Source organism: Winogradskyella sp. (assembly GCF_028282165.1).
Lineage (GTDB): Bacteria > Bacteroidota > Bacteroidia > Flavobacteriales > Flavobacteriaceae > Winogradskyella.
This window is the reverse complement of the sequence record NZ_JANQIM010000027.1, coordinates 25517-43611: the sequence shown is the minus strand read 5'-3', so window position 1 is coordinate 43611 and position 18095 is coordinate 25517. Positions and strand designations below refer to the sequence as shown.

Below are 18095 nucleotides of genomic sequence, written 5' to 3'. Positions count from 1 at the left end.
TTAATTTTGTCGCAAATATATAAGTTATTTTAAATTAATCTAAATAAGAATAGAAATTTTATCAAAAAAGTAAACCTTTAAAAAAATGAAAAAAATAGTATTATTAACCAGTTTAATTTTCGTGTTATCATTAACAGTTAATGCACAAAAAAAGAAAAAGCAAGATAAGCAAGCCATTAAGGAAATGTGCGGTTGCTTTGAAGTGACTTTTAATTTTGCAGAAACATTTCAGTTTAGTGAAGACTCTCTGTATAAACCATCAAAGACGAAGACAGACAAAGGTTTAGAGTGGGCACAATTAGTGGTAGATGAAAATGATAAGGTATCTATTCAGCACTTACTACAAGTTGGGTCACCAAATGAACCTTATATTGTAAAACACTGGCGCCAAGATTGGTTGTTCGAGAATACAGACTTCTATATGTATAATGGCGATAACGAATGGCTTTTTGTGGAAAAGGATAAAAATGATGTAAAAGGGCAATGGACACAGAAAGTCTTTCAGGTAGATGATAGTCCACGCTACGAAGGCTCAGGAACTTGGGTACATGTTGATGGAAAGAGCTATTGGGAAAATACCACAACAGCCCCGCTTCCAAGGCGAGAGTACACCAAACGAAGTGATTATAATATCACCATGAGAGGGAATAGGCATGAGATTACTGATTTTGGTTGGGTACATGATCAGGATAATGACAAAGTGATTCGTGAAACTGGAAAAGAAGATATTATCCTTGCAAAGGAAAAAGGCTATAACACCTATAAAAAAGTAGATGACAGCCGTTGCCAAGCAGCACAAGATTGGTGGAAAGCTAATTATGATAAGTGGGCTTTGGTAAGAACTAAATGGGAAGATGTTTATGGACGTAATAAAGACCTAAATCTAGAAGCTAAAGTGGATAATAAAGTATTATTCAAGCACCTTTTTGATGAAGAAATGATAGTTAAGGAAGACATAGAAGAAGTTATTGAGTCTTTTGTAAAGTAAACTTGCCATGATAAAAAAGAAGTATAGTATTTCTATCATAATAGTAATACTTTTCATTATACCTTTTTTTGCCCAAGAATCCAATATTTTCTTAAATAGGGATTATTGGAAATCCAATCCCTCTATCGCCAATATCAATCAAAAGATAGCGGAAGGACACGATATTGCAGAACTCAATCGGTTTGCTTTCGATGCGGTGTCTTGGGCACTTATTGAAAAGGTGGATAATGAAACTGTAAAGTATTTGCTATCTAAAGAAGGTAATGGTGTTAATAAGTTAACTCACGATGGAAGAACTTATATTTTCTGGGCGGCTTATAAAAACAACCTAGAGATGATGCAATATTTGGTAGATAGAGGAGCCAAAACAGACATCATTGATAGTCACGGGTATTCTTTGTTGAATTTCGTTGCGGTCACAGGTCAGACCAATACCAAGCTTTACGATTTTATCTTTGATCATGGTCCGGATGCATTTAAAGAACTAAATCACGATGGCGCCAATGCCTTGTTATTAGTTGCTCCGTTTTTAGAGGATTTTTGGTTAATCAATTATTTTACTTCTAAAGGCATTGATTTAAAGAGCACTGATAATAATGGCAATGGCATCTTTTATTATGCAGCCAAAGGAGGTAATATTAAATTTTTAGATCTTTTAATAGAAAAAGGCTTACCTCATAAAAACCTCAATACTAAAGGAGGCAATGCAATGGTTTCCGCAAGCCAAGGTACTAGAGGAAAGAAAAATACTTTAGAAACCTACAAGTATTTACAAAGTAAGGGTATTGCTGTTAATATAGTCGGTGACAACGGTAAAAGTCCATTACATAATGTCGCTTACGATAGTGAGGATTTAGAACTATTTAAGTTTTTTATAGATAATGGTGTAGATGTAAACCATCAAGATGACGATGGCAATTCGCCTTTTATGAATGCTACTGGTCAAAATACCCTAGAAGTTATTACATACTTATTGCAGTATGTCAAAGACGTGAATGCAATAAACAAAAATGGACGAGCAGCTTTAACCATGGCTGTAAGCAGAAACGATGTTGAAGTTGTAAACTTCTTGTTAGAAAAAGGAGCAGATATAAGCATTATTGATGAAGAAGGAAATTCATTAGTTTACGACTTGCTAAATAGTTATCGGAGCAATGATACTGAAGCATTTGATGCTAAATTAAAATTATTGACCAATGCTGGTTTGGATATGTCAAGAACTCAAGGTCACGGAAAAACACTTTATCACTTGGCAGTGGAAAAGAACAATTTAGATCTTTTGAAGCGTGTTTATGATGAATTCAAAATTGATGATATCAACGCAAAAAATAATGATGGCTTAACACCTTTGCATGTAGCAGCTATGAAAGCCAAAAATCAGGAAATTTTAAAGTTTCTCATCTCAATTGGCGCAGATAAAACAGCTAAAACAGATTTTGAAGAATCGGTTTATGATTTAGCCAGTGAAAATGAATTGCTTCAAAAAAACAATGTCAATATCAATTTTTTAGAATAGAATGCGAAACTTTAAAACAATAAAAAAAGCACCTTTACTCGTCTTAGCCATCATTATATTATTTGGGTTTACTATAAAGCGACCGACTTCGACTTATAAATGTATGATTCAATTAACGAATTATACAGGTGAAGGTGCTTACATTGTGATTTCGTTATTAAATCCAAAAGGGGAGTACGAAAAGACACTATATGTGCTGGGCGATGATGACGAATGGTATTTTGATATTACTGAATGGTGGAAATTTCATGGTAAGGTACGTGCTGATATTGATGCCATTACCGGAGCCACTATCAGTGGTGGTGAACGCGCTATTAGTGCTATTGAAATAGAGGATGAAAAGATTGATAGCGGCTACAAAATTAGATTTGAAACTGCTGTTGAAGATCAAGAATACTATGCAGACGATGTGGAGTTCGAATTAACCTCGGAGTCTGTAAAGAGCAAGGTAGAAGGTAAAGGATTTATCCGATACATTCGGTTAATGCCTCAGTAATCAAACTTTAGATATGACGATTTCTATATGGAGATACAGTCATTTAGTATTGGCAGTATCTTCTGCCATATTCATTTTTATTGCAACGGTCACAGGGATTATCTTGGCATTAGAGCCTATTTCAAATAAGATACAACCTTATGCTGTAGATAATGCCCAGAATCTATCCTTGTCTGAAACTTTGAAGACCTTAAAGAATGAATATGATGAGATTCTCATATTATCAGTCGATGACAATGATTTTGTAATCGCGTCAGTCATTACAAAAGACGGAAAGAGTGAAACTTTTTACGTCGATCCATTTACAGGTGAAAAATTGGGTAATCTTCTCAAAAAGAAGCCCATTTTCGAGTTTGCCACAAATCTACATCGTTCACTATTCTTAAAATCTACAGGGCGCTTCTTGGTAGGTTTATTTTCCTTTCTTCTATTTCTTATTACGATTACCGGTATAAAATTAATTTTTAAGCGTCAAGGTGGATTCAAACGCTTCTTTTCTAAAGTCGTTAAGGAAAACTTTGAACAATACTATCATGTGGTTTTGGGCAGATATGCCTTAATTCCAATAATTATAATTACGCTTACAGGTGTTTTTCTGTCCTTGGAAAAGTTTGATTTGCTGCCATCAGATAAGTTGGTACATATTGAAAATGATAGCGATCCCACTTCAAAAAGAATCAATATTGAAGATTTCGAAATATTCAAGTCCACAAGCTTGGAGCTACTCAAGACCTTGGAGTTTCCCTTTTCGGAGGATGAAGAGGACTATTTCGTTTTAGAGCTAAAGGATAAAGAACTATATGTTAATCAATACAATGGGAATGTTACCAGCGAAGCCGAAATTCCTCTGATTACCATGGCTTCAAACTGGAGTCTCATATTGCATACAGGTCAAGGAACTTTAATATGGGCTATAGTATTGCTTTTAAGTTGCTTCGCTATATTATTCTTTATGTATTCGGGCTTTGCCATGACTTTGAAGCGAAGAAAGAACCGTACGAAGTTCAAAAATGTGCATGCCAAGGATGAGGCCGAGTTCATTATTTTGGTAGGGTCCGAAACTGGGAATACCCAACGTTTTGCAAAGCAATTTTTTGATGCATTGATCAATGAGAATAAAACCGTATATCTAGACCAGCTTAATAACTATGCTACTTATCCAAGAGCGAAATATCTTGTGGTATTTGCCGCAACTTATGGTGAAGGTGAGGCACCATCAAGTGCAAGTAACTTCGAAAAGTTATTTGAAACCGTTAAGCAAAAGCAACAAATAGCCTATGCTGTGGTTGGTTTTGGCTCTCTAATGTATCCAGACTTTTGTAAATATGCTATTGTCGTTGACGCTTTGCTTCAAAAACATCTTAGTTATATACCTGTTTTACCACTTTTTAAAATCAATAACCAGTCCTTTGAAGCATTTAAAACTTGGATGCAAAAATGGAACGAAAGCACAAATCAAGATTTAAAAATAGTACAAAGTCAGCCTCAAGTTAACAGGAAAAAACTCAAGGATTTAGAGGTTATCCATAATTCAGGATGCAATGTTGATAACACCTTTTTACTGCAACTAAAACCAGTAAAAAAACAAAGATTTCAATCAGGAGACTTACTGGCATTCTATCCAGAAGAAGATCATATCGAGCGTCAGTATTCTATTGGTAGAGTGGGTGATACCATTCTATTGAGCATTAAGAAACATGAATTAGGTATTTGTTCTAAACAACTAAGTACCCTGAAACAAAACACAATGACCAAAGCAAAAATTAAAAGGAATTTGGATTTCCACTTTCCAACATATGCCAAAGAAGTGATTATGATAGCCAATGGGACAGGTATAGCACCTTTTCTGGGTATGATTAACGAAAATACTGCTGACATAAAAACCCATTTGTTTTGGGGCGGACGCACGCAAGAGTCGTTTCAGTTGTATTCTGAATTTATCGATAAAGCATTTAAGAAAAACTATTTAAATAGCTTTCATATCGCATACTCACAAGAGCAAGATGAAAAAGTTTATGTGCAAGATGTTATAAAGGAAAAAGAAAACCTGATCTGCAAAGTACTAAACAATGAAGGTGTTATTATGATTTGTGGTGCTATAGCTATGCAGAATCCCGTCCTGGAAGTTCTAGATAAGATATCGAAATCAAGATTAAAGCAACCATTAAGTGCGTTTGAAAATAATGAACAGATTAAGATGGACTGCTATTAAAATAAAAATATGTGTCAGCAAATGAAGTTATTATCTAAAGTTAAAAGTGGTGATTTATGGTATTGCAAGAATTGCCAGTCATTTCACCTCATGTTCAATAATTTATTTTTTGCCTTAAATCATGAAGAGTTGAAACGACTTAAGTCTTATATAGATGGATTGGAAATTGGCTATTGGGAGCATAAGTACGCATGTTCGGATCTTAAACGAAAAATACCGTTAGCCACTAATCAACAAAACCTTGTCGTAATGTTTAATCGACAAGAGATTATAGAGTTAAGGGCACTGTTGAAGTATTCGAATCACAAAGGTACTAATCAAGAACATTTTATAGGTATTGATGATATTGATTATAAACTAATTCTTAATTAAGATGAATGATATTGACTTAATCTATTATAATCATTCTGGGACGTCGTTTTACCTAAAAACGCTGTACTATTAATGAATTAAACAAAATACAATTGGTGTTTAATAAACGCGCTTTTCATCTTTCTTCAGAGGAGCTTTATGTGCTAAAAGATTGTGTTCAAACCTCGCTTAAAATTCTAAATACCCCCGAAGATACTTTGGCCGAAGACTGCTCCATTTCTATTCTTTTAGATAGTTCTACAGACGAGTTTTATATTAATATTTCAGAATTAAGAGCTTTGGATGATCTTGTTTGCGGAACGCTTTTTCACATGAATTTCGACAATGTCATAGCTGATTTGATATACGGATAAATTTTAATTTAAAATTAATCTAAATAAACTTTGTCTATTTGGATATGAGGTTTATTTTTGCATCAAATTATTTAAAACAAGTCTTAATAAGAATTGCAAAACCATAAAAAATGAAAAAAATCACCTTAAGTCTATTAGTTTTAGGAGCTTTATTCACGTCATGTTCAGATGATGATAACAATAATGATACACCTACTTTAACTATCCCTACAGAATATACTTCTGATAACTTTAATACAAATGTTGCTGCAGAGAATACCGTAGTCGATGAATTGGCAGCCATGACTTTGGCTGCTGATACCGCAGAAGCTGATGCTCAAATGACAGCCGTAGCTGCAATAACATATCCATCAACACTATCAGCAGTCACATTATCGAGTTACAGAACTCAAGTGCAAAGCTGGTTAGTGGAGTTAGTTGCTGCTGCAAACTCAAATGATGGGTTTATAAATCCAGGATTTGGCAATAGCCCTGATGGATCAGATGAAGGCGGTTTGTTAGGTACACGCCTGTTAGACGAATATGGGTTAGAATTAGAACAGATGGTACAAAAGGGATCTTTTGGTGCGGCACTTTATAATCATGCTATTACCGTGGTCAATGGTATCAAAAACGGTTCTGAAGGATTTACTAGTAGTGGCGCTGTAGATAAATTAGTCGAAATACATGGTACTGAAATTACCTTTAATCCGTCTGAAACAACGGCCGCTGCAACATATTCTAGAAGACGATCAAATCTATCAGCGGAAACAGGATTTTTCTATGATATCCAAAACAATTTAATCACCGCCAAAGCAGCAATGGAAGCTGGAAGTAATTTTGATGATATTAGAGATCAGGCCCTTGATGACTACCTTATGAATTGGGAAATGTCCAATTTTGCAACAGTCATATATTACTGCAATGCTACTAAAGATCAATTAACGGCTGCATTTGCGTTGGCAGATGGACCTGATAAAGATGCTGCTTTAGGAAATGCTATGCACGCTTATGCAGAGGGAGTTGCTTTTGCACATGGCTTTAAGGGACTTTCTGACAAGCTGATTACAGATACTGAAATTGATAATATTCTCGCAGAGTTATTAGCTATCGAAGGGCAAAATCCAGAAAGCCATAGATTTTTAAATGAAACAGATCTTTTTTCAAATCTAGATACGGTAATCGATACTATTCAGAATATTTACGATTTCACGGATGCAGAAGTTACGAGCTTTTATGTAAATAATAACCCATAATGCTTATTGAGTAGTTAGTTGTACATTGTGCCAACGATAAATTGCCAATAATTATAGTAGTTTATCGTTGGTTAATATTAAAACCAAAGCTATGAAATTGAAACTTTATAAATTAATCGTTCCATTCACCTTTATTCTATTGGGTATTATAGTTTGGAGTTGTAGTGATGACGACACAGATGGTTCTGGCTCCAATAATGATGATTTTAATCGGCAGGTAATGCTGACCAATTGGGCAGACAATATTATTGTGCCTTCATATGTCGCTTTTAGTGCGGATGTGGATGCGTTAAAAGTAGCATCTGATGCATTTGAATTGTCACCAAGCCAAGACAACTTAAATGCGCTTCGTACGGCTTGGGAAGAGGCTTACATCTCATGGCAAAGTGTATCTATGTTTAATATTGGTCCTGCTGAAACAGCTTTTTTTAGAAGTTTTGTAAATACCTACCCAACCAATTCCAACAGTATTGATAATAACATCGCATCAGGAAATTACAACTTACAGGATATTAACCTAAACGATGCACAAGGGTTTCCTGCACTAGATTATTTATTATATGGTCTCGCACTTACCGATGCAGAAATTCTTGAATTTTATACGTCAAACAGTAATTCAAGTAATTACATTGCGTACTTAAGTGAAGTTGTTGACAGAATTGACGCTATCACGGATCAAGTTGTGTCAGCATGGCAAGGTAATTATCGCGATACATTTGTTAACAATGATGGTGCATCTTCAAACAGTTCAACAAATAGTTTAGTGAACGATTGGATGGAATACTATGAACGGTTTTTTAGGAACGGAAAAATTGGTTTTCCAGCTGGTGTTTTTTCGGAGGGTAATCTGGAAGCAGAAAAAGTAGAGGCATTTTACAGAAGAGATTTGTCCAAGACGTTATGTTTAGAGGCCCTAGATGCCTTACAGGCATTTTTCAGAGGAAGAATATTCAACGGTACAAATAATGGTGAGAGTCTGGAAAGTTATCTCGACTTTTTAAACACAATGAAAGACGGCGATGATTTATCAGCACTTATCAATGATCAGTTTAATAATTCTAGATTAGCTATTCAAAGTTTAGATGATAACTTTTATCAACAGATCATTTCGGATAATAATGCTATGCTTGCTGCTTTCGAAGAGCTTCAAGCCAATGTGGTATTGTTGAAATCGGATATGTTTTCTGCATTGAGTATTGCTGTTGAGTTTAATAGTGGCGATGGTGACTAAGATTTGGTAAGGCGTATTACTACATATTTAAAAGATCCTGTAAAGGCCGCTCCACTTGCGGTCTTTCGGATTTTATTTGGTTGCTTGATGATGTTTGCAACCTTACGCTTTGTGTCAGGCAACTGGGTAGAAAAGTATTATATAGCGCCTGCGTTTCATTTTAAGTATTTTGGTTTTGAGTTTGTGACGACACTTGGTTACTACACCTATATCCTTTATGCCATAACATTTGTAGCAGCACTGGGTATAACGATTGGATATCGTTATAGACTGAGTTGCATATTATTCTTTTTGACGTTTACTTACAGCGAACTTATAGACAAAACCTATTACCTCAATCACTATTACTTTGTTAGTCTCATAGGATTTTTGCTCATTTTTTTACCAGCAAATAGTCATTTTTCCTTAGACGCTTTCAGGAATCCAAAAATGGCCTATTCCAAAATTCCACGATACAATATTTTAGTTATTCAGCTAATGCTATGTATTGTTTATTTCTATGCAGGTTTGGCTAAGGCGAATTCCGATTGGTTGTTGAGAGCGATGCCCTTACAGATTTGGCTCCCATCACGAGACTATTTACCTATTATTGGGGATTTTTTTAGAGAAGAATGGATGCACTATGTAATGAGTTGGTGCGGTATGCTTTACGATTTATCGATTCCTTTTCTTCTATTCTATAAAAGAACACGTCTGTTTGCCTTTGGTTTGGTTTTGATATTTCATGTGTTGACACGAATACTATTCCCGATAGGGGTTTTTCCCTATGTTATGATATGCTCCACATTGATTTTCTTTGATGCATCCTTTCACGAAAAAATAATAGATATACTTAGAAAGGCACTTAGACTAAGAGGGAAACTAAAAGATACAACCACTTTGTTTTGGATACCGAATGCCAAGAATCGGTTTCTTGCAGGCTTATTTATTGTTTTTTTCACCTTTCAACTCTTATTCCCTTTTCGATATTTACTTTATCCTGATGAATTGTTCTGGACCGAGGAAGGTTATCGCTTTTCTTGGCGCGTTATGTTAACAGAGAAAGGCGGTTATGTACAGTATAAAATTGTTAACCCAGAAAATGGCAACTGGTTTTATGTAGACCATAGTAAATTCTTGACCGACTATCAAGAGAAGCAATTGCGTACACAAGCAGATTTTATATTAGAATTTGCACATTTTTTAGAAAAGCACTTTCAAGACAGAGGAATCAAAGATCCCGAAGTTTATGTAGATAGTTATATCGCACTAAACGGTAGGTTGAGCCAACGCTATATAGACCCAAATGTAGACTTGACAAAAATTAATGACTCTTGGAAACACAAGGATTGGATCTTGCCTTTTAATGACAAAATTTATGGATTTTAGAACACTGCTAATTGTAGTTTTAGTTTTTCTTACATCAGTCGTAAACGCTCAGTATAAGCTATCAGGTAAGATAATTGATGCTGAGACAGAAAAACCAATTCCTTTTATGGAATTGTACGATAAAATGTCGGGCAAAGAAACATCTAGTGATATTGATGGTTATTTTGAATTAAATGACCTAAAAGAAGGCATACATCATATAGTATTTTACAACGATGACTATGCTTGGTTTGAAAAAGCATTTGTGATGGATGCCAATAAAACTGTGGTCGTTAAAATTAAAAAATCCAACGAGCTGTCTGAAGTCCTTATACAAGCAAAGCGTAGGGAAGTTTTTGACCTAAAACGGGCAAAGGATGTAGAAGGCACAACTATTTACGCAGGAAAGAAAAACGAATTTGTTTTAGTAGATCAAATAGTAGGTAATAAATCTAACAGTAATGCAAGGCAGGTATTTGCTCAGGTCGTTGGCTTGAATATTTATGAGAGCATCAATTGTGGTTTGCAACTATCTATTGGTGGTCGTGGCTTAGATCCAAATCGAACATCCAATTTTAATACCAGACAAAATGGTTACGACATTAGTGCCGATGTACTCGGCTACCCGGAAAGCTACTATACACCGCCTGCTGAAGCACTAGAAGAAATCCAAGTGATACGTGGTGCTGCATCATTGCAGTATGGTTCACAGTTTGGGGGTTTGATTAACTTTAAGTTGAAAACACCTTCTGTAAAACCTTTAGAGGTGGTGACACGCCAATCTTATGACACCAATTGCGGTTTTTCTTCGTTTAACAGTTTTAGCGGCACCAATGGAAAGTTCAGCCATTATACCTATGTATCCTACAAAAATAACTTTGATGAAGCCCCTAGACCAAACATGGGATTAGAAGCATTTAACGCCTTTACAGACCTGAACTATCGATTGTCAGAGAAAACCAGTATCGGATTAGAATTTACACATCTTAGCTATACGGCTCAGCAACCTGGTGGTCTAACCGATGCCCAGTTTTATGAAGATCCTACATTTAGTAACCGTACAAGAAATTGGTTTCGTGTTAACTGGAACTTATTAACAGCAAAACTAAATCACGAATTTTCAGGAGACGAGCGCTTTAATGCAATTTTTTGGGGAATGAATTCTTCAAGAAGTGCAATAGGTTTTAGAACAAATCGCGTATCTCAAATAGACGATTTGGAAGAACCTCGAGACTTACAGGTTGGTGATTTTCGCAATTGGGGAGCAGAATTACGGTATTTAAAGAATTACAATATTGCCAATAAAAAATCGACGTTGTTGGTAGGAAGCAAATACTACCAAGCATTTAACGAAGAGCGTCAAGGCCCTGGTACAACTGGTAATGATGCTAATTTTAGTTTTGTCGAATACGAAGTAGAAGACTTACCTATAGAACTACGGCAGTCCGACTTTGACTTTCCAAATCTTAACATAGCCGTATTTGCAGAAAACATATTCTATTTGTCCGACAAGTTATCTTTGACACCTGGCATTCGTTTCGAATACATTAAAACCGAAAGCGAAGGGACGTTTCGTTCCGTTAACAGAGACCTAGCCGATAATGTCCTTTTAGATAGCACCTTTGATGACAATCGAACACGAGAGCGTAATATATTGTTGTTAGGGTTAGGAGCAAGTTATAAGCCACTTGAAAGTTTTGAAGTCTATGCAAATTTTTCACAAAACTATAGATCAGTGACATTTAACGATATCAGAATTATTAATCCATCGTTTCAAGTTGATGAGAACATCGACGACGAAAGTGGATTTACCGCAGACCTAGGTATTCGTGGACGCTATAAAAAGGTATTATCTTATGATGCCAATGTATTTGGATTACTATACAATGATCGTATTGATGAGGTAATACGAACCGGAACGCGCATCAATGCTTTTGGAGAAACTGTAGAAGATGGTAGGATTGTAAGATTTAGAGGAAATATAGGAACTGCATTTACCTATGGATTTGAAAGTTTACTAGACTGGAATGTTAGGGAAACGTTTTTTGTAAATAGTGACGCGTATAAATTGAACTACTACATAAATTTAGCATTGACCCAATCAGAATTCACGGAATCTGAAGTGCCAGGCGTAGAAGGTAACGAATTGCCATTTGTACCCAATGTAAATCTTCGTACAGGATTAAAAATGGGTTATAAAAATTTACTAGTCGATCTGCAATATTCATATTTGTCAGAGCAATATACAGATGCTTCAAATGCACCTCAAGATAGAGGGGATAGTGTTAGTGGTATCATAGGAACAATTCCTGCTTATTCGGTATTTGACCTTTCATGTTCGTATCGCTACAGAAAATGGACTATAGAGACAGGTATCAACAACTTGTTGAACGAGGTGTATTTTACACAGCGTGCTACTGGATATCCAGGGCCAGGTATAATACCTGCATTGCCAAGAAGCTACTACCTTACTTTAGGACTAAAACTATAAGAATAGGTACAAGTTTCAAACTTAATATTTCCGTAATCTTATCGTGCTTAATTTTTTTCATATTTGATAAAATTCTATCCAACCAATGAAAAAAAATATTGTATTTCTTGTTGTCCTTTTTATGGGTTTTATATCCATAGCCCAAAACGATCTCTTACAATCAGGACCTATGGTGGGTTATTCCGATTTTAGGGAAGTGTTGATTTGGGTCCAAACTAAAGCTTCGGCCAAAGTTAAAATAGAATATAAGGCTACAGATCAACAGAAAAGCTACTTTACAGAATCTGTTGTCACATCAAAAGACAATGACTTTATCGCTAAGCTATTTCCAAGTCAGGTAGACTATGGTAAGACCTACACTTACAAACTATATATTAACGACAGTTATGTGCCTAGAGATTACAAGCTAGAATTTAAAACACAACCACTTTGGCAATGGCGTACAGATCCGCCAGATTTTAGTTTTGCCATAGGGTCTTGTTTTTATGCTAATGAACCTAAGGATGACAGACCAGGCAAAGGCTACGGTGATGGTTACGAAATTTTTGATAATATCTTACAAAAGGATCCTGATTTTATGGTTTGGTTAGGTGATAATATTTATCTGCGAACACCCGATTTTTTAACCGAGCGTGGGATTAGGCATCGCCATAGACATGTCCGAGCTACACCAGAACTACAACCTCTATTGGGAAGTGTACATCATTATGCTATTTGGGATGACCATGATTATGGCCCTAACGACTCTGATGTGTCATATGTCAACAAGGATATTACTGAGAAAGCCTTTAACGATTATTGGGGGAATTTAAATACTGATGCGGCTAAAGTAGGTGGTATTACCTCACATTTTTTGTGGAATGATGTTGAGTTTTTTATGATGGACAACCGTTATCATCGCGACCCTAATCGTCAAAAAACACCAAATAAGGCCTACTTGGGAGAAGCGCAATTAGATTGGTTAATTAAAGCACTTACATCGAGTAAGGCCACGTTTAAGGTGGTTTGTATCGGTGGGCAAACGATTTCTGATGCTGCTGTGTACGAAAACTATGCGACCTATCCAGAGGAACGTGAAGCGTTAATTGAACGGTTGCATAAAGAAAAAATTGAGGGTGTGGTTTTTATGAGTGGAGATAGACACCATACCGAACTATCGCGTTTAGACCGTGCTGAAGCATACCCGCTAATAGATATTACATGTTCGCCTTTAACATCTGGAGTTCACAAGCCGAGGGATGAGGGTAATACGTTACAGGTTGAAGGAAAGACATTCTACGAAAGAAACTTTGGTTTGATTAATGTAACAGGTCCAAGAACAGACCGTAAATTGGTTTTAACTATTTATAATCAAAAAGGTGAAAAGGTTTGGGACTATGAAATCTTGGCAAAACAGTTACGTTACACTAAGAAAGATTAGTTAATTAATCGTATCTTTGCGTGCAATTAATTGAAAACAATAACAAAATAGCCTAGCTATTTTACTTTAAAATTGTCATTCCTAAGAAATTAGGAATCTAATTGCAACATGACAGCACACGAAAACAAAATCTTAGGTGAAGGTCTTACCTATGATGACGTCCTTTTAGTTCCAGCATTTTCAGAAGTACTTCCGCGCGAAGTTAACATTCAATCAAAACTCACGAGAAATATCACGATTAATATTCCGGTTATTTCTGCCGCGATGGATACGGTTACAGAAAGCCGAATGGCCATTGCTATGGCACAAGAAGGTGGCATAGGCGTACTCCATAAAAATATGACTATTGAAGAGCAAGCCCAAAAAGTAAGACGCGTAAAACGTGCCGAAAGTGGGATGATTATAGATCCGGTGACCTTACCTTTGGATGCCGTTGTTGCAGATGCCAAAAATGCCATGCGTGAGCATAGTATAGGCGGTATTCCTATTGTTGATGATAATGGTACACTTAAAGGGATTGTAACCAACCGTGATCTGCGTTTTGAGCACAATAATAACAGACCCATTGTTGAAGTAATGACAGGTGAAAACTTAGTGACTGCTCCTGTGGGTACGTCGCTAAAAGATGCAGAGACCATTTTACAAGCCAATAAAATAGAAAAATTGTTAATTGTTGAAGGTGATAAATTAGCTGGTTTAATCACCTTTAGAGATATTACGAAAGTCACTCAAAAACCCATTGCAAATAAGGATAACTTAGGTAGATTGCGCGTTGCTGCTGCCATTGGTGTAACAGGTGATGCCGTAGATAGGGCAGAAGCACTTATTAATGCTGGTGTCGATGCCATAGTCATTGATACGGCGCATGGGCATAGCAAAGGTGTGGTTGGTATACTTAAACAGATAAAGGATAGATACCCAGATATTGAAGTTATTGTTGGTAATATAGCAACGGGTGAAGCTGCTAGATATTTGGTTGATGCTGGAGCAGATGCAGTTAAAGTAGGTATCGGGCCAGGCTCTATATGCACTACAAGAGTAGTAGCTGGGGTAGGATTTCCTCAGTTTTCTGCAGTACTAGAAGTTGCTGCTGCAATTAAAGGTTCTGGTGTTCCTGTGATTGCTGACGGAGGAATTAGGTATACTGGCGATATTCCAAAAGCTATTGCTGCCGGCGCTGATACTGTGATGCTCGGGTCTCTTTTAGCAGGAACAAAAGAAAGCCCTGGTGAAACCATTATTTATGAGGGACGTAAATTTAAGTCTTACAGAGGAATGGGATCTGTAGAAGCTATGAAGCAAGGCAGTAAAGATCGTTATTTTCAGGATGTTGAAGATGATATCAAGAAATTAGTACCCGAAGGTATAGTAGGTAGAGTTCCATATAAGGGTGAATTATTTGAAAGTATCCATCAATTTGTTGGTGGACTCAGAGCCGGTATGGGCTATTGTGGTGCTAAGGATATTGCCACACTACAAGAAACGGGTCGTTTTGTGAAGATTACTGCAAGTGGCATACATGAGAGTCACCCGCATGATGTTACTATTACTAAAGAAGCACCAAATTATTCTAGGTAAGTTGCATTAGAGATAAATTAAAAAAGCAGCATCTTTCGGTGCTGCTTTTTTAATCTTTTACTTTTTAGAACTCCAAATCAACTACAATATCAAATTCGTCATAAATGACTTTATCTTTTAGATTGTCGAAAAAGCTTGAAGAGCCATATTTTACGTCAAATTTTGTTCTGTCAATTTTTAATGAACCTGTAGCTTTGTTTCCATAAATGGACAAATCAAATGCTATGGTTTCGGTTTTGCCCTTAATGGTGATGTTTCCAGTAATCTCATAGGCATTTTTTCCACTTACCTTCACGTCAGTGAAGACGAGTTTTGCTTCGGGATGATCAGAAACTCCAAAAAAATCATCAGATTTTAGATGCCCTTCAAGTTGTGTTTTATAGTCACCTTTAAGATCTGTGACACTTATAGTAGTCATGTCTATAATAAAGTTGCCTCCTGTAAGCGTCTCATTATTAAAGTTTAACGTTCCAGATTTGATTGTAATTTCTCCAGTATGAGAACCTGTTACTTTGTAGCCTTTCCAAGTCACCTTGCTTTTGTCTATATTCACATCTTTATTGATATCCTCTAAAGTTGTAAATGAGAAGGTCAGAAATGCAATAGCAATGATCGCCGTTGTTCTTTTTATTGTTTTCATAATTTCTAGTTTTTGATCTGTTTTTTAAACTTCATTTTTTAATGCTAGGTACAAAGATCTCTAACATCATAATCTTAAAAAATAAACTGGAATATGAAATGCTATTAAACTAGATTAACTTTTTCTAATCTTGAAGTAGTTGACTTTTTATCTTGCTCAGAAATTCTTTAGTGATACCAAGATATGATGCGATCATATATTGTGGTACACGTTGGTCAATCTCATGATATTTAGATCTAAACAATTTATAACGTTCTTTAGCATCAAGGCTAAAATTTCGTATAATACGTTTTTGCGAAGCCACGTAGGCACGTTCAATAATTTTTCTGAAGAGGCGCTCTATCTTTGGAATTTTGGCATATAGTTCTTCTAAATTATTGTATGTAAACTGAATTAACGTTGTGGGCTCTAAGCATTGCACATTAAAATCGGCAGGTGTTTGGGTGATAAAACTGCCGAGGTCTGAGGTCCACCAATCTTCAATGGAAAACATTACAATGTGCTCTTGGCCCTCATCGTCCATATAAAACGTTTTGGTACAGCCAGAAATAATGAAATTGGCACTTCTGCAAATATCGCCTTGCTGAACGATGTACTGATTTTTAAGATATGTACGCTCAGTTACTTTAGAATTCAGTAGTTCTAATTCATCTTTGTTAAGATCGATGTAATTAGTAGTATAGTTCAAAAATCTATCGTTGAGCATTGTTTTAAGTTAATTTTAAGTTTAAAGTCTATTCTATTTCTACACTAAAAGCCTTAATGATGCTTTGCCCAGTTGAATTACCGACTTCATTACCAAATTCAATCGATGCCAAGTAATCATCTTGTGAGACGATGCCTTCATCAACTAAATACGAAAGTAATTCATCTATATCTACAGTACCTTGGCTTCTGTAACCAATTCTTTGAAAGCATAAATATGTCCAATTACTACCTTCGGGTTCCCAATCGGGTTCTCCTATGTAAAATTTATAAGTGCCGTTAGTAGTGCTAACGTTCTCCTGAAATTCACCAAAAGGTGTTAAGTTATTTGTATCTTCCCATATCATAAATTCAAATAGAATATTCTGCGGCGTAATACTTGGAGAGGAATTTATCCAATTGTCGAAGGCCAAATTATAGTCACCATTATTTCTTGTTACTTCCGCATCATAAGTTACTTTAAGTGTGGTCAGAGTAGAAATCTGCTTGGGTAAGTTTTGGGTTGTAGATGGTGGTTGCCATGGTTTCCAACCATAAATTAGTTGTGGATAGGCATTAACTCCGGAGGCCTCATTGGGATATTGCCATTCCCAACCTATAAGATTCAAGGTGTCATCTTCGTAGACATAGATACATTGTGAATAGCTATTAGGAGGAAGCCCTCCTGCATTCCAAACGTTGTTTTCAACTTTAAGATCTCCAATATCGATGGTAGTAAACACATCACAATTATAAGCTGTAGATTCTTCGAATACTAATTTTTCATAATCAGGTTCAGTATTAGTTTGTGTACCAGGAGATGAGTCATCATCGGTACATGAGCTAAATAGCATAAGTACCATTAAAATGATTATGTATCTAATGAATTTCATTGATTTGATTTAGATGAATGTATTGATATTTAGGATTTTATTCTCAATTCAGTCTTTTATAATTGGAAAATGGATTTAACTATATCAACGGGCTACTAACCTTAAACTAACACATTATTGCAACTAATTTTCTCGCCTAATGGCGTAAACCAATTCGTCTAAATGTTCTCCATTTTTTAATAACACTTTTTTAAATCTTCCTTCTAAAACGAAGTTATTTTTTTCTAAAACCTTTTGAGAGGCGATATTAGTTCCGAATGGTCTTGCGAATACCCTATCTATTTCAAAGGTCTTAAATGCAATATCAACAATTTCCTTAATGGCTTCACTTATAATGCCTTTACCCCAAAAAGGTTCCGCCAGCCAATAACCAAGTTCGGCATTTTTTCTATGTATATCGTCCTGTGGATGAATACCAATGCCACCAACAGCTTCTCCGCCAAGATCGATTGCGAAAACCCTGATGGGATTAGAACTACAGGCATAATCAATAAACTGTTTTCCGTTTTCGCGTGTATAAGGATGTGGAAACTTATCAGTTAAATTTTTAGCGACATTCCAGTTATTGGCATATGTGACTAAACTGTCTAAATCGCTTTCCTTCCAAGGTCTAAGTTTTAATTCTGTCATCTCATTGCA

The 18095-nt window shown here is 35.9% G+C and carries 16 protein-coding genes; 12 read left to right on the top strand and 4 right to left on the bottom strand.

Annotated features, from left to right (window positions below):
• The first annotated feature begins 85 nt into the window (after positions 1–85).
• From Q0972_RS10725 to guaB, 12 genes are all read left to right on the top strand, one after another.
• Positions 86–988 carry a DUF6607 family protein gene (locus tag Q0972_RS10725; RefSeq protein ID WP_299365670.1) on the top strand — a complete coding sequence of 301 codons (903 nt, stop codon included), beginning with the start codon at positions 86–88 and terminating at the stop codon, positions 986–988.
• Positions 989–995: 7 nt separating this feature from the next.
• Positions 996–2504: an ankyrin repeat domain-containing protein gene (locus Q0972_RS10720; RefSeq protein ID WP_299365669.1), complete on the top strand. Its 1509-nt coding sequence runs from the start codon at positions 996–998 to the stop codon at positions 2502–2504.
• 1 nt (position 2505) lies between these two features.
• Positions 2506–3000, top strand: coding sequence for a DUF2271 domain-containing protein (locus Q0972_RS10715; protein WP_299365668.1), 495 nt, complete (start codon positions 2506–2508; stop codon positions 2998–3000).
• Between the two features lie 13 nt (positions 3001–3013).
• A complete protein-coding gene (locus Q0972_RS10710; RefSeq protein WP_299365666.1) occupies positions 3014–5212 on the top strand; it encodes a PepSY domain-containing protein in 2199 nt (732 codons plus the stop codon).
• 21 nt (positions 5213–5233) lie between these two features.
• Positions 5234–5584 (top strand): DUF6686 family protein, encoded by a 351-nt coding sequence (locus tag Q0972_RS10705; protein ID WP_299365665.1) that lies wholly within the window; start codon positions 5234–5236, stop codon positions 5582–5584.
• Positions 5585–5679: 95 nt separating this feature from the next.
• Positions 5680–5937 carry a hypothetical protein gene (locus Q0972_RS10700; RefSeq protein WP_299365663.1) on the top strand — a complete coding sequence of 86 codons (258 nt, stop codon included), beginning with the start codon at positions 5680–5682 and terminating at the stop codon, positions 5935–5937.
• A 110-nt stretch (positions 5938–6047) separates the two neighbouring features.
• Positions 6048–7172, top strand: coding sequence for a hypothetical protein (locus tag Q0972_RS10695; RefSeq protein ID WP_299365661.1), 1125 nt, complete (start codon positions 6048–6050; stop codon positions 7170–7172).
• A 91-nt stretch (positions 7173–7263) separates the two neighbouring features.
• Complete coding sequence (locus Q0972_RS10690; RefSeq protein WP_299365659.1) at positions 7264–8403, top strand: imelysin family protein; 1140 nt, start codon at positions 7264–7266, stop codon at positions 8401–8403.
• Positions 8404–8406: 3 nt separating this feature from the next.
• Positions 8407–9771, top strand: a complete 1365-nt coding sequence (locus Q0972_RS10685) for an HTTM domain-containing protein (RefSeq protein WP_299365657.1) — start codon at positions 8407–8409, stop codon at positions 9769–9771.
• Complete coding sequence (locus Q0972_RS10680) at positions 9761–12241, top strand: TonB-dependent receptor (RefSeq protein WP_299365656.1); 2481 nt, start codon at positions 9761–9763, stop codon at positions 12239–12241. The genes Q0972_RS10685 and Q0972_RS10680 overlap by 11 nt, the downstream gene beginning before the upstream one ends.
• Positions 12242–12326: 85 nt before the next feature.
• Positions 12327–13661 carry an alkaline phosphatase gene (locus Q0972_RS10675; RefSeq protein ID WP_299365655.1) on the top strand — a complete coding sequence of 445 codons (1335 nt, stop codon included), beginning with the start codon at positions 12327–12329 and terminating at the stop codon, positions 13659–13661.
• A gap of 108 nt (positions 13662–13769) precedes the next feature.
• Positions 13770–15239, top strand: a complete 1470-nt coding sequence (gene guaB, locus Q0972_RS10670) for an IMP dehydrogenase (protein WP_299365654.1) — start codon at positions 13770–13772, stop codon at positions 15237–15239.
• Between the two features lie 64 nt (positions 15240–15303).
• On the opposite strand, the gene Q0972_RS10665 is transcribed toward guaB, so the two are convergent.
• The 4 genes from Q0972_RS10665 to Q0972_RS10650 form a co-directional block, all read right to left on the bottom strand.
• Complete coding sequence (locus tag Q0972_RS10665; RefSeq protein WP_299365653.1) at positions 15304–15879, bottom strand: YceI family protein; 576 nt, start codon at positions 15877–15879, stop codon at positions 15304–15306.
• 124 nt (positions 15880–16003) lie between these two features.
• Entirely contained in the window at positions 16004–16585 is a 582-nt protein-coding gene (locus tag Q0972_RS10660; protein WP_299365651.1) for a Crp/Fnr family transcriptional regulator, read from the bottom strand.
• Positions 16586–16613: 28 nt separating this feature from the next.
• On the bottom strand, positions 16614–17456 hold the full coding sequence (locus tag Q0972_RS10655; RefSeq protein WP_299365649.1) for a hypothetical protein: 843 nt from the start codon (positions 17454–17456) through the stop codon (positions 16614–16616).
• Positions 17457–17579: 123 nt separating this feature from the next.
• Positions 17580–18086, bottom strand: coding sequence for a GNAT family protein (locus Q0972_RS10650; RefSeq protein ID WP_299365648.1), 507 nt, complete (start codon positions 18084–18086; stop codon positions 17580–17582).
• Positions 18087–18095 lie beyond the last annotated feature (9 nt).

What these genes read in the sequence shown, in the direction of transcription:
- Q0972_RS10690 (WP_299365659.1), top strand. Translation starts at nt 7,264, where the DNA reads ATGAAATTGAAACTTTATAAATTAATCGTTCCATTCACCTTTATTCTA.
- Q0972_RS10655 (WP_299365649.1), bottom strand. Translation starts at nt 17,456, where the DNA reads ATGAAATTCATTAGATACATAATCATTTTAATGGTACTTATGCTATTT.
- Q0972_RS10710 (WP_299365666.1), top strand. Translation starts at nt 3,014, where the DNA reads ATGACGATTTCTATATGGAGATACAGTCATTTAGTATTGGCAGTATCT.
- Q0972_RS10705 (WP_299365665.1), top strand. Translation starts at nt 5,234, where the DNA reads ATGAAGTTATTATCTAAAGTTAAAAGTGGTGATTTATGGTATTGCAAG.
- Q0972_RS10665 (WP_299365653.1), bottom strand. Translation starts at nt 15,879, where the DNA reads ATGAAAACAATAAAAAGAACAACGGCGATCATTGCTATTGCATTTCTG.
- Q0972_RS10715 (WP_299365668.1), top strand. Translation starts at nt 2,506, where the DNA reads ATGCGAAACTTTAAAACAATAAAAAAAGCACCTTTACTCGTCTTAGCC.
- Q0972_RS10695 (WP_299365661.1), top strand. Translation starts at nt 6,048, where the DNA reads ATGAAAAAAATCACCTTAAGTCTATTAGTTTTAGGAGCTTTATTCACG.
- Q0972_RS10680 (WP_299365656.1), top strand. Translation starts at nt 9,761, where the DNA reads ATGGATTTTAGAACACTGCTAATTGTAGTTTTAGTTTTTCTTACATCA.
- Q0972_RS10675 (WP_299365655.1), top strand. Translation starts at nt 12,327, where the DNA reads ATGAAAAAAAATATTGTATTTCTTGTTGTCCTTTTTATGGGTTTTATA.
- guaB (WP_299365654.1), top strand. Translation starts at nt 13,770, where the DNA reads ATGACAGCACACGAAAACAAAATCTTAGGTGAAGGTCTTACCTATGAT.
- Q0972_RS10725 (WP_299365670.1), top strand. Translation starts at nt 86, where the DNA reads ATGAAAAAAATAGTATTATTAACCAGTTTAATTTTCGTGTTATCATTA.
- Q0972_RS10650 (WP_299365648.1), bottom strand. Translation starts at nt 18,086, where the DNA reads ATGACAGAATTAAAACTTAGACCTTGGAAGGAAAGCGATTTAGACAGT.
- Q0972_RS10720 (WP_299365669.1), top strand. Translation starts at nt 996, where the DNA reads ATGATAAAAAAGAAGTATAGTATTTCTATCATAATAGTAATACTTTTC.
- Q0972_RS10660 (WP_299365651.1), bottom strand. Translation starts at nt 16,585, where the DNA reads ATGCTCAACGATAGATTTTTGAACTATACTACTAATTACATCGATCTT.